Annotated in this window: 10 protein-coding genes; 2 read left to right on the top strand and 8 right to left on the bottom strand. The window is 69.8% G+C overall.

What is annotated here, in order from left to right; all coding sequences use genetic code 11:
• Nucleotides 1-287: 287 nt before the first annotated feature.
• From aftB to glf, 5 genes are all read right to left on the bottom strand, one after another.
• Nucleotides 288-2,297, bottom strand: a complete 2,010-nt coding sequence (gene aftB, locus AU195_RS07640) for a terminal beta-(1->2)-arabinofuranosyltransferase (protein ID WP_059158467.1) — start codon at nt 2,295-2,297, stop codon at nt 288-290.
• Nucleotides 2,275-3,195: a decaprenyl-phosphate phosphoribosyltransferase gene (locus AU195_RS07635; protein WP_059096292.1), complete on the bottom strand. Its 921-nt coding sequence runs from the start codon at nt 3,193-3,195 to the stop codon at nt 2,275-2,277. Before AU195_RS07635 ends, aftB begins: the two co-directional genes overlap by 23 nt.
• Nucleotides 3,196-3,264: 69 nt before the next feature.
• Complete coding sequence (locus AU195_RS07630) at nt 3,265-3,783, bottom strand: phosphatase PAP2 family protein (protein WP_059158466.1); 519 nt, start codon at nt 3,781-3,783, stop codon at nt 3,265-3,267.
• Nucleotides 3,784-3,786: 3 nt separating this feature from the next.
• On the bottom strand, nt 3,787-5,712 hold the full coding sequence (locus AU195_RS07625; RefSeq protein ID WP_059158465.1) for a glycosyltransferase: 1,926 nt from the start codon (nt 5,710-5,712) through the stop codon (nt 3,787-3,789).
• Nucleotides 5,709-6,902: a UDP-galactopyranose mutase gene (gene glf / locus AU195_RS07620; RefSeq protein ID WP_059158464.1), complete on the bottom strand. Its 1,194-nt coding sequence runs from the start codon at nt 6,900-6,902 to the stop codon at nt 5,709-5,711. Before glf ends, AU195_RS07625 begins: the two co-directional genes overlap by 4 nt.
• A 248-nt stretch (nt 6,903-7,150) precedes the next feature.
• Here glf and AU195_RS07615 point away from each other — a divergent pair, with 248 nt between their 5' ends.
• Together AU195_RS07615 and AU195_RS07610 are read left to right on the top strand one after the other, a co-directional pair.
• Entirely contained in the window at nt 7,151-8,011 is an 861-nt protein-coding gene (locus AU195_RS07615; protein ID WP_059158463.1) for a hypothetical protein, read from the top strand.
• A gap of 129 nt (nt 8,012-8,140) precedes the next feature.
• Nucleotides 8,141-9,754 carry an N-acetylmuramoyl-L-alanine amidase gene (locus tag AU195_RS07610; protein WP_059158462.1) on the top strand — a complete coding sequence of 538 codons (1,614 nt, stop codon included), beginning with the start codon at nt 8,141-8,143 and terminating at the stop codon, nt 9,752-9,754.
• Between the two features lie 6 nt (nt 9,755-9,760).
• Here the strand turns inward: AU195_RS07610 and AU195_RS07605 are convergent, their stop codons facing one another.
• Genes AU195_RS07605 through AU195_RS07595 form a run of 3 tightly spaced genes read right to left on the bottom strand, consistent with a single transcriptional unit; the run spans nt 9,761 to nt 12,124 of the window.
• Nucleotides 9,761-10,576: a Cof-type HAD-IIB family hydrolase gene (locus tag AU195_RS07605; RefSeq protein ID WP_059158461.1), complete on the bottom strand. Its 816-nt coding sequence runs from the start codon at nt 10,574-10,576 to the stop codon at nt 9,761-9,763.
• Between the two features lie 10 nt (nt 10,577-10,586).
• Nucleotides 10,587-11,342, bottom strand: coding sequence for a lysophospholipid acyltransferase family protein (locus AU195_RS07600; protein WP_059158460.1), 756 nt, complete (start codon nt 11,340-11,342; stop codon nt 10,587-10,589).
• Nucleotides 11,343-11,347: 5 nt separating this feature from the next.
• Nucleotides 11,348-12,124, bottom strand: coding sequence for a lysophospholipid acyltransferase family protein (locus AU195_RS07595; protein WP_059158765.1), 777 nt, complete (start codon nt 12,122-12,124; stop codon nt 11,348-11,350).
• Between the last annotated feature and the right edge of the window lie 97 nt (nt 12,125-12,221).

The following is a 12,221-nucleotide window of genomic DNA, read 5'->3' as shown; positions in this document are numbered from 1 at the left end:
GGTGGCGACGTCGCCACCGGGGGTGTGCGTGGAATTGATCACCCGGGGCCGACGAACCGCGATCACCGCCCCCGACGTGCGCAGACGCGCGGCCGGGCCGGAACGCGGCGTGCTGGGCATCTGCGGTCCTTCGATCGGGTTCGGGGCCGTTGACACGGCGGTCGTCAGGGCAGCGTTCAACCGGTGTGCGGGACACCTGACCGGGGTATCGCCCCGACCTGCCTCCGGCGTTACCCAAACAGACGACACACCCGGCCGACAAATCGGCGGTCGCCACCGGGGAGCCGTCACGGCCCGGCCGCCGGCATGCCCGTGTACGGCGGTTCGTGGGGTTCGGGGACGGCCATCCCGCACCGGATGAGCTCGTCGCGCGGCACCCGGTTCAACCGGTACTGGGTGAATTCGTAGGCGTGCGCCACGTTGGACAGAAACTGCCGGGGCGTCAGCGGCGCGCGGATCGAGTTCAGCACCGACTCGGTGGCCGGGCACTTCAGCGCCGCCTCGGCCTGGGCGACCCAGTCCCGGTCGATGTACACCGGCAGGTACGGCGGGATCTTGAGGAACGGCCCCTCGGCGATCGCCCAGTCCGGGAACAGGTTCTTGTCGTGGCCGATGCGGCCGTCCTCGAGGCGTTCGGTGTGCGCGGCCAGCGGGTTGGCCAGCCCGATCTGGTCGATGACCCGCACGTCGAGGCCCACGTTCATCCCGAGCATGCCCAGGTTGGTGAAGAACACGGTGTGCGGACCGATGTAGTCCCTGCCGGCGTCGGGCGGCGGCGGGAGCGCGGGCACCACGTCCCACATGTCGTAGTTGCCCGCGGGCAGCAGCAGGGCCCCGTCGGGGGTGTTCTCCAGCGCGGTGACGACCGCGCGCATCCGCGGATAGTCCAGGTAGTCGGCGGCGGTCAGCGGGTGGGCGTGACCGGTGGCCTGCGCATAGAAGCGGCGCTCGTCGACGATGCCGGTGTCGGTGACCCGGGTGGCGTCCGGACCCATCCCCGGCGCATTGGCCGCCCACAGTGACCATCCCGCCACCGCGAGCCACAGCATGCTGGTGGCGCCGGCCAGCAGATAGCCGGTCTCGCGGCTGAACCGGCTGCCGTCGGGCAGGACGACGGGGATCACCGAGACCGGCAGCAGTGTGCAGAACAACGGGGTGAGCAGTACCCGGCCGTGCATGAAGTCGCCGCCCTGGCGGATCCAGTAGATGCCCTGCAGCAGGCCGCTGCACACGATGAACAGCACCACCGCCGGCGGGCTCTGCACCATCCGGGCCAGGCGGCCGTAGCCGCGGGGCGGCTGGTGCCGGATCCACCACGGGCGGCTGCGGGTGCTCAGCAGCACGACACCGGTCAGGATCAGCAGGACGGCGGGCACCCACAGCAGGTAGGGCTCGGCGAAGTTGGTGAAGTACGTGAACCCCTGCGGCCACTTCGCGCCGGTGGCGTCCTTGGCCACGGCGGTGCCGGGGACGATCAGGGCGTAGTAGCCCATGCGGAAGATCTGGTAGAGCACCGGCAGGAGTCCGCCCGCGACGACGATCAGCAGGCGGCGCCGCCAGGAGCGGGCGGCCACCAGCACCATCACCAGCACACCGACGCCGATCAGCGCGAGTTCCGGGCGCACCAGCACGCTCAGGCCGGCGACGAAGGCCAGCGCGGCGGTGAACGGCCCGCTCACCGCATCGCGGCCCGAGGCTGACGCCGACGGGCCGCGCAACGCCTGAGACCAGCACACCAACATCCACCACAACAAGCCGAGATAGGCGATGACCAGCCCGTTCTCCAACCCGGAGGTGGCGAAGTCGCGCGCCGGGGGCACCGCGATGTAGACCAGCACCCCGGCGGGCAGCAGCAGCGCCCGGCGGCCCTGCAGGCCGGGCGCGTAGAGGCGGGCGGTGCCGAGCATCGCCAGCACCACCCCGGCCACGCTGAGCACCAGCGCGAACACCAGCACGATGTACTCCAGTTGCACGAAGCCGCCGACCCAGGCGCCCGCGGTGATCAGGTAGGTCCACAGCGTCGAGGTGTTGGCCTCGACGCGTTCTCCCGCGTTGAACACCGGCCCGTTGCCTGCCAGCAGATTGCGCACCGTGCGCAGCACGATCAGGCCGTCGTCGGCGATCCACCTGCGCTGCCAGGCGCCCCAGCCGAACAACACCGCCACCACGGCGACACTGACCCACAGACTGACCCGGACGGTGACGTCGAACGGGAACGCCGGGCCGCGGGCCAGTCGGCGCGCCACACCCGACCCGGTGGCCCGCCGAGCCGCGTCAGCCGAAGATGACTGCCGCACCGACAGTCCCGATCCACGCCACGGCGAGGAACTGCAGCACCCGGTCGCGTAGCGCGATCTCCTCGGGCTCACCGGCCATACCGCCGTCGACGTCGACGGCGTAGCGCAGGATCGCGATGGTGAACGGGATCATCGAGACGACGAACCAGGAGGTGCCGCCCTGGTCGTCACGCCCGAACGCCCACAGGCCGTAGCAGAGCACCACCGCGGTCGCGGACATCGTCCACACGAACCGCAGGTAGGTGGTGGTGTAGCGCTCGAGCGACTTGCGGATCTTGGCGCCGGTCCGTTCGGCCAACTGGAGTTCGGCGTACCGCTTGCCCGCGGCCATGAACAGCGATCCGAACGCCATGACGAGCAGGAACCACTGCGACAGTGGGATGTCGGCGGCCACACCGCCGGCGATGGCGCGGATCAGGAACCCCGACGACACGATGCAGATGTCAAGGACCGCTTGATGTTTGAGGCCGAAGCAGTAGGCCAGCTGGATCACGATGTAGACCGCCATCACCAACGCGAGGTTGGGGGTCAGCAGCCACGAGATGATCAGCGACGCCGCGCCGAGCACGATCGCGAGGCCGTAGGCCAGCCGTTCGGACACCACGCCCGCCGCGATGGGCCGGAACCGTTTGGTGGGGTGGGCGCGGTCGGCTTCGACGTCGCGGGCGTCGTTGACCAGGTAGACCGTCGACGCCGCCAGGCAGAACGCGACGAACGCCACCGACACTTTGATCAGCACTTCGCGGTAGTCGTAGGTGAACCGGTCGTCGCCGAGTGCGACGAGTGGCGCGGCGAGCACCAGCAGGTTCTTCACCCACTGCCGCGGCCGGATCGCCTTGACGATGCCGGCGGGCAGACTGCGCGGCGGTCCGGTGACCGGGGCCGCTTCCTCACTCATCCCGATACCCATGACGCCCAGAACCCATCTCGATCCGCTCCATTGCCCCGCGCTCACCTCTGCCGGCCATCAGTGTCCGACCCGCTCTGCCACCCGCGCGGTGGCCTCGGCGACCACCGCACCGACCGCGACACCGGTCATCACGTCACTGGGATAGTGCACGCCGAGCACCAGTCGCGACAACGCCATCGGCGGCACCAGCACCGCGGGCAGCGGCAACCCGGTCACCCGGCCGAGCAGCACCGCGGCCGCGGTGGTCGAGGTCGCGTGCGCGGACGGGAAGCTCAGCCGGCTGGGCGTGCCGACGTTGACGGCGATGGCCGGGTGATGCGGCCGCTCCCGGCGCACCACCCGTTTGATCAGCACCGCGGCGGCGTGTGCGGCGAACGCACCCGCACCGGCGACCACCCATTCGCGGCGGCGGTGCGGCTGCAGCAGCGCGCCGAGCCCGGCGACGGCCAGCCAGCCCGCGCTGTGCTCCCCGAAATGGGACAGCCCACGCGCACCCTCGAGCACCCCGGGGCGCCCGGCCAGAGCCGCCTGCACTGCCACCAACGCGGCGTCCTCGCCGCGCGGTTCGTCAACCATCGTTCATCGCACTTCTTGGGGGGACAGCAGTACCGATTCCCACTTCTGCTTGCTGGCGAGCACCGGCAGCGCTTCGCGGTAGACGCGGCGCATGTCGTCGAACCGGCGGGCCAGCCGGCGCTGCCTGCGGATCGACTGGCCGAGCAGCTCCAGCATCTTCGCGCGGTCCCGCTGGCGGTAGACCACGCCGCGGCCGTCAGCGGTGGTCACCGTGACACCGTCGTACTTGGACAGCAGGAACCATCGCGAGTTCTGCGTCGGCACGTTGAGCTGCGGGCGTTCGTGGTGCTGCGGGTCGGCCTTCTTCGCGTTGTGCACGATGCCGCGCAGCAGGTGGTAGGCGATCACCGGTTTGGCCACCGGCGGGTCGATCTTCTGCAGCTTCTCCGACGGCGGCGGCAGCTCACTGGCCGCGGGCATCACGACGGCATCCGGGTACTGCTTGCGGAGGCGGTGCACCTCGGGCAGCGCGCTCTCCAGGATCGAGAAGATGTGCTCCGGGCCGGCGAGGAAGTCGTCCATCGCCTTGTTCTGGATTTCGACGGTCGAATACTCAAGGCAGGCAAGGTGTTTGAGCGTGGCCTTGAAATGGCTGCGGACCAGTCCGCGGATGTCGCCGTCCCAGTGCAGCGCCGCCACCACCAACCGGTTGCGCAGGTGGAAGTACGCCTGCCAGTCGATCGCGTCGTCCTTGTCGCTCCACGCCATGTGCCAGATCGCGGTGCCCGGCATGGTGGCGGTCGGGTATCCGTGTTCGGCCGCGCGCAGCCCGTATTCGGCGTCGTCCCACTTGATGAACAGCGGCAGCGGCTGGCCCAGCTCCTCGGCGACCTGCCGTGGGATCATGCACATCCACCAGCCGTTGTAGTCGACGTCGATGCGCCGGTGCAGCAGCTGGCTTCTGTCGTAATTGGCGTTCAGCGGGTACTTGGCGAAGTCGTGGTCGTACTCGGTGTACGGCGCCGAGGTCCACATGAAGTTCGCGCGGTCGACGACCTCGCCCATGATGTGCAGGTGTGACGGCTCCTGCAGGTTCAGCATCTGTCCGCCGACCAGCATCGGCGTCTTGGCGAAGCGGTTCAGCGCCAGCGCGCGCAGGATCGAGTCCGGTTCGACGCGGATGTCGTCGTCCATGAACAGGATCTGTTCGCAGTCGGTGTTCTTCAGCGCCTCGTACATCACCCGGCTGTACCCGCCGGACCCGCCGAGGTTGGGCTGGTCGTGGATGGACAGCCGGTTGCCCAGCGGCGCCACGGCGTCGGCGAACTCCGGGTGGTCGCGCACCTTCCGGTTGCCCTGGTCGGGCACGATCACCGCGCTGATCACCTCGTCGACCAGCGGATCCGAGGTCAGCGCCCGCAACGAGTTCACACAGTCGTCGGGACGGTTGAAGGTCGGGATACCGACGGCGATGTTGGCCACGCCGGGCGCGGGCACCGGCGCGTACCAGCCGGCGCTGTGCAGCGTGACGGCGCTGTCGGTGGTGATGTCGAACCAGATCCAGCCGCCGTCCTCGAACGGCTGCAGACCGATCTCCACCTCGACGACGGTGGGACGGTCGGCCTCGCTCGCGAAGGCCTTGCCCTCCACGAAGATGCGGGCGCCGGTGGCCTTGGTGCGGTAGAGGTCGACCCGGCCGCTGCCCGTCAACTCGGTCCGCAGCACCACCGACGTCAGCGTCGACCAGCGCCGCCAGTAGCTCGCCGGGAACGCGTTGAAGTAGGTGGCGAACGACACCTCGGACTCCGCGCCGATCTCCAGGGTGGTGCGGCTGCGGGCGTGGGCCCGGCGGGCGTTGGTCTCGGATTCCTCTATATAGAGCTTGCGGACGTCGAGGGGTTCACCGGGCCGCGGCAGGATCACGCGCGCCAGCAGGCTGACTGCGCGGGATTCGCCTGCGACCGGCGCACCGGTCGGGGTCTCACTCATGGATTCTCGTCCTGTGTCAGGGGCGCACCGTCACGCAGGTGCGGCGCCAGGGTGTTGTCGTACATGTTCAGCGCGCTGGCGATCGCCATGTGCATGTCGAGGTACTGGTAGGTGCCCAGTCGCCCGCCGAACAGGACCTTGGCCGACGCGGTCTCGGCCTTGGCCTTGGCCCGGTAGGCGGTCAGCAGCGCGCGGTCGGACTCGGTGTTGATCGGATAGTAGGGCTCGTCGTCCTCGTCGGCGAACCGGGAGAACTCACGCATGATCACGGTTTTGTCCGTCGGGTAGGCCCGCTCCGGGTGGAAGTGCCGGAACTCGTGGATGCGCGTGTAGGGCACGTCGGCGTCGTTGTAGTTCATGACGGGGGTGCCCTGGAAATCCCCGGTGTCGAGCACCTCGAGCTCGAAGTCCAGGGTGCGCCAGCCCAGCCGGCCCTCGTCGTAGTCGAAGTAGCGGTCCACCGGGCCGGTGTAGACCACCGGGGCGTCGGGGCTGTCGGCCCGCAGTTCGTCGCGGACGTCGAACCAGTCGGTGTCCAGCCGGACCTCGATGCGGCCGTCGGCGGCCATGTTCTCCAGCCACTTCGTGTAGCCCTCGACGGGCAGACCCTCGTAGGTGTCGTTGAAGTAGCGGTTGTCGAAGGTGTAGCGCACCGGCAGGCGGTTGATCGTCGAGGCGGGCAGCTCCTTGGGGTCGGTCTGCCACTGCTTGGCGGTGTAGTGCTTGACGAACGCCTCGTAGAGCGGGCGGCCGATCAGCGAGATCGCCTTCTCCTCGAGGTTCTGCGCGTCCTCGGTGTCGATCTCGGCGGCCTGCTCGGCGATGAGGGCGCGCGCCTGGTCGGGGGTGAAGTAGCGGCCGAAGAACTGGCTGACCAGGCCCAGCCCCATCGGGAACTGGTAGGCCTGGCCGTTGTACAGGGCGAACACCCGGTGCTGGTAGCCGGTGAACTCGGTGAACTGGCGGACGTAGTCCCACACCCGCTGATTCGAGGTGTGGAAGAGGTGCGCACCGTAGCGGTGCACCTCGATGCCGGTCTGCGGTTCCGGCTCGGAGTAGGCGTTACCCCCGAGGTGTGCCCGTCGCTCGATGACGAGGACCCGTTTGTCCAACTGGGTCGCCACACGCTCGGCGATCGTCAGACCGAAGAAGCCGGAGCCGACGACGAAAAGGTCGTAGTGGGAGCTCATCGGCAGCCAGGGTATCCGACCGCGGCCGCTCTCCCCGACATGCTGCCGCGCCGGTCGCCGGAACGGGTCCGCGAGTCCAGGTCGCAATTAGCTCACGATTCAGTATCGCCACTCTAGTCACACCAGTCACGCCAGTAGCATCGGTCTCGTCGGAGCGTGGGCTCGAGAGAGGGAGTTCGGCGCGGTCGACACCGATTTGACCACTACGAGCAATAGCCACATGTAGTCCATGTATTGAGGAGACTTCCGTGCCGAACCGACGTCGCAGCAAGGCCTCGACAGCCATGAGCGCGTTCGCCGCCCTGGCCGTCGCAAGTCCAGTCGCAGCCGTGGCCGTGACCCAACTCTCGGGGTCCACCGATGCGCCTCAGCACCGTGAATTCGTCCAGGCCGCCATGGTCACCGATCTGCCCAGCGAGTTGATGTCCGCGCTGACCCAGGGGCTGTCGTCGTTCGGCATCAACCTGCCGCCGATGCCGACCGGGGTGCTGACCGGCACGCCGTCCGCGCCGACGACGCTGACCACCCCGGGACTGGGCGCACCGGGGCTCACGTCCCCGGGCCTGACCACCCCCGGACTGACGGCCCCCGGCCTGACCACCCCCGGCCTGACGACGCCGGATGCCAGCGTGCCCCCGCTGACCGCGACGGCCCCGGCTCTCGGTGACGCCGGCCTGACCAACCCCGCGCTGACCAGCCCGGGGCTGACCAGCCCCACCGGTGATCTCCCGGGGCTGACTTCGCCCGGGCTGAGCACGCCGGGCCTCACCACGCCGACTCTCGACCCGGCGCTCACCCCGGTCTCCACCGGCGCCCTGCCGGTGCCGGGCGAGGTGCCGATCTCCGCGCCGCTGGGCGCGGATCCCACGCTGGGCACCTACCCGATCCTCGGCGATCCGCTGATGGCGACGGTGCCCACCGCTCCCGCGAGCACCGGACTGCTGGGCGATCTGTCCAGCGCGGCCAACCAGCTCGGCGCCGGCCAGGCCATCGACCTGCTCAAGGGTGTCGTGGTGCCCGCGATCACCGGGGCCATCAAGTCCGCGGCCCCACCGGCCGGTGCGCCGCTGCCGCCTCCGCCCGCCCCGCCCGCCGCCCCGGGCATGTAGAAGACCTGCATCGAAACGGCACCGCAGAAGCCGATCGCGGCTCTGCGGTGCCGTTGCGATTTTATTTGGTTGCCGTTTTCGGCCGTGTCGAAACATCAGTAACAACTGACACATACGTAACATCAGTCCGTGCTGTCCCGCCGACCTGCGCCGTCGCTCTTCTTCACCGCGTTAGCGGCGACGCTCGTGCTCCTTCCGTGGGCAATCAACGGACTGCCCGGTGACGACGACGAATCCGCGGCGCCCGGCGCCCCCACCGTGACCGAACAGCCCCTCCCCGGGCTCGGCGGTGGCGAGACCGTCCGCGAGATCCACCAGGACACCCCGTTCTCCATGGTGGCGCTGACCGCCGAGGACCTCACCGGAACCTCAGCGCGGGTGCGCGCCAAGAAGGACGACGGCTCCTGGGGGCCTTGGTACGAGGCCGAACCCCTCGAAGGCGTGGGCGAGGAGGCCGCCGCGCGGCGTGGCACCGATCCGGTGTTCGTCGGGCGCACCACCACCGTCCAGATCGCCGTGACCAGGCCGGCCGACGCTCCGCCGAGCGCCCCGTCGGCCGCCGAACGCCGGGGGCCCGATCTCGGCTACCTGCCCGCCACCGTCGAGCAGCCGTTCGCGCAGAACATCAACGCGGTGCTGATTTCTCCGCCGCAGGCGCCGGTGGACACCGCGCCGCTCCCGAACGCCGTGGTCGCCCCCGGGGTCCCGCCGCGCATCATCACCCGCGCACAGTGGGGCGCCGACGAATCGATGCGGTGCGGCGCGCCGCGCTACGACGCCGCCGTCCGCGCCGGGGTCGTCCACCACACCGCGGGCAGCAACGACTACGCGCCGGAGGATTCGGCCGGGATGGTCCGGTCGATCTACGAGTACCACACCCGCACGCTGGGCTGGTGCGACCTGGGCTACAACGCCCTGGTCGACAAGTTCGGCCAGGTCTTCGAGGGCCGCGCGGGCGGGATGGACCGCCCGGTCGAGGCCTCCCACACCGGCGGTTTCAACACCGACACATGGGGTGTCGCGATGATGGGCAACTTCGAGGTGGTCCCGCCCACCCCCATCCAACTGCGCACCACCGGCAGGCTGCTGGGCTGGCGGCTCGGCCTCGACCGCGTCGACCCGATGGGCACCACGGTGCTGACCAGCGCCGGCGGCTCCTTCACCCACTTCCCGGCCGGTGCGACGCCCAGGCTGCCGAGCATCTTCACCCACCGCGACGTCGGCAACACCGAATGCCCCGGCAACGCCGCGTACGCCGCGATGGGCGACCTGCGGGCCATCGCCGCCCGGTTCAACGCGCCGCCCGGGCCGGAGGACCTCGCCGAAACACTGCGTGGCGGAGCGATTTTCGACCGCTGGACGAAGATGGGCGGGATGGCCGGCGCGCTCGGCGCACCCACCTCGCCGGAGGCCGCCGGCGAGGGATCGGCCCGGTACGTGCGATTCGAACGCGGCGCGATGTACTGGTCGCCGGAAAGCGGTGCGGCCCCGGTGATGGGCGCCCTCTACGACGCCTGGGGTTCGCTCGGTTTCGAACGCGGCGCCCTCGGACTGCCCACCAGCGGCGAGATCCACGAACCGCTGTGGATCAAGCAGAACTTCCAGCACGGCACGCTGAACTTCGACCGCGAGAAGAGCACCGTCGTTCGCGTGATCGACGGTGTCCCGCTCGAACTGCCGCCCGCGTCGTCGCATACGCCACCGGTGCAGCTGGAGCGGTTCACCGCGCCCATCAACCCCTGACGGTCGCTACATCCACCAGCGCTCGAGGACCCGCGCCACGCCGTCGTCGGCGTTGCGGGCGGTCACCTCGTCGGCGGCCGACACCGCCTCGGGATGCGCGTTGCCCATCGCCACACCGTGGCCGGCCCAGCGCAGCATCGGCACGTCGTTGGGCATGTCGCCGAACGTCACCACGTCGCCGGCCACCAGCCCGAGCGGACCTGCGAGCTCCTGGATGCCGCTGGCCTTGCTGATGCCCGACGGCATGACCTCGATCAGGCCGTTGTTGGTCGAGTAGGTGATGTCGCCCTCGCCGGTGATGTGTCTGGCGAGTTCGGCGGCCATCTCGGCGCTGCTGGCCCCCGATTTGCGGATGAGCAGTTTGACGGCGGGGGCGCTGAGCAGGTCCTCGAGCGACACCTCGGTGTTGTCCGGGTTGAGCCATGCGTGCTCGTAACCGGGTGAGCTCACGAACTGCGGGGTCGCCGCGTCGTGCGCGGAGTTGCCGACCCGCTCGACGGCCAGACCCGAACCGGGGATGACCCGGCCTGCGATGTCGGCCAGTTCGCTGAGCGCGTCGACGGACAGGGTGCGCGCCGACACGATGCGGTCGGTGGCCGGGTCGTAGATGACGGCGCCGTTGGCGCACACCGCCATCGGCGCCAGGCCCAGCCCGTCGACCACCGGCGCCACCCAGCGGGGTGGTCGTCCGGTCGCGAGCACGAACTGCACCCCGGCGTCGACGGCGGCGTGCACGGCCGCACGCGTGCGCGGCGAGACCTTCTCGTCGTCGTCGAGCAGCGTGCCGTCCACGTCGGTGGCGATCATCGCGGGCAGTGTCATGTTGGGGATGTCATCTCGTCCGTCTGCCTTCTGCCCGTCTCCGGGCACGTTCCGCCAGTTCCGCCTCGTCGAGACGTCTGGCCTCCTCGAGGGTCGGCGCGCTGCCTCCCAGCCTGCGCGGCACCCAATACTGCCCGGCGGGCGCGGGGTAGTCGGCCTGCGCCCGCGCGAGCAACGCCTCCATCGACGCGCGCAGCGCCGCACTCACGTCGGCCATCGACCCCACGGGGACCATCGGCTCACCCACGGCCACCGTGACCGGGATCCGCCTGCGGCCCAGCGCACGGGGATGGTCCTTGGTCCACACGCGGTGCGCACCCCAGACGATGAGCGGGACGATCGGCACCTCGGCCTCGATCGCCATGCGTGCCGCACCGGTCTTGAACTCCTTGAGTTCGAAGCTGCGGCTGATCGTCGCCTCGGGATACACGCCGACCAGTTCACCGGCGCGCAGCGCCTGGACGGCGACGGCGTACGCACCCGCCCCCGCCCGCCGGTCGACCGGGATGGTGCCGGTGTGCCTGATCAGATAGCCGACGACCCTGACCTGCTCCATCTCCGCCTTGATCATGAACCGCATGCGCCGACCGCGGGCCTTGGCCGCCAGCGCCGCGGGCAGGAAGTCGACGTAGCCGGTGTGGTTGATGGCCACGACCGCACCGCCGCGATCGGGGAGGTTGTCGAGTCCGTGATAGGTGATCCGTGTCCCGGTGACCCTGGTCGCCGCCTCCGCGACGATCTCCAGCGTGCGAAAAACGGGCTCCACAGGCGCTACTCCGGCGCCCCGCCGGGCCCGGACCGCTCGGCGCGCCGGGCCGCCTTCTCCGCCGCCTCCTCCATGTCCATCCGGTTGGCCTCCGCCAGCGTCGGGGCGCCTCCGCCGAGCCGGTGCGGCACCCAGAATTCGCCCGGCGGATGCGGACCGTAGGCGTCCTGCACGCGTTCGAGAAGATGCTGCATCCGGTGGTGGAGCAGCGCCGACAACTCCGGTGCGGGCAGCGTGGGCTCGATCGGTTCGCCGACGGCGATCGAGATCGGCACCTTCGGGCGGGCCAGCTTCTTGGGGTGTCCCTTGGTCCAGATCCGCTGCGCACCCCACACGATGTGCGGAACGATCGGCACCTGCGCGGCGATCGCCATCCGCGCGGCCCCCGATTTGAACTCCTTGATCTCGAAGCTGCGGCTGATCGTCGCCTCGGGGTACACGCCGACGAATTCCCCGGCCCGCAACGCCTGGCACGCGTGCTCGAACGAGGCGGCGCCGTTCTCCCGGTCCACCTCGATGTGGCGCAGGCTGCGCATGATCGGTCCGGTGATCTTGTGGTCGAACACTTCCTTCTTCGCCATGAAACGGACCTTGCGGCCCAGGCCCTGCCGGTAGGCCGGCAGACCGGCGAAGGTGAAGTCAAAGTAGCTGGTGTGGTTGATCGCGATCACCGCGCCGCCGGTCTTCGGCAGGTTCTCGACACCGGTGACGGTGAACTTCAGACCCTGCAGGCGCCACGTCAGCCGCGCGAGCTGGATGACTGTTCCGTATACCGGTTCCACACGGCCAGCGTAGTGCGCCACAACACAGCGGCGCGGTGAGCGGTACACCACCGGCCGCGCGCGGCCGTCCACGCCGGCCGCGCCCCTTAGACTGAGG

It is taken from the genome of Mycobacterium sp. IS-1496, assembly GCF_001499995.1.
Taxonomy (GTDB): Bacteria; Actinomycetota; Actinomycetes; order Mycobacteriales; family Mycobacteriaceae; genus Mycobacterium.
This window is presented reverse-complemented; position numbering and strand designations above follow the sequence as displayed.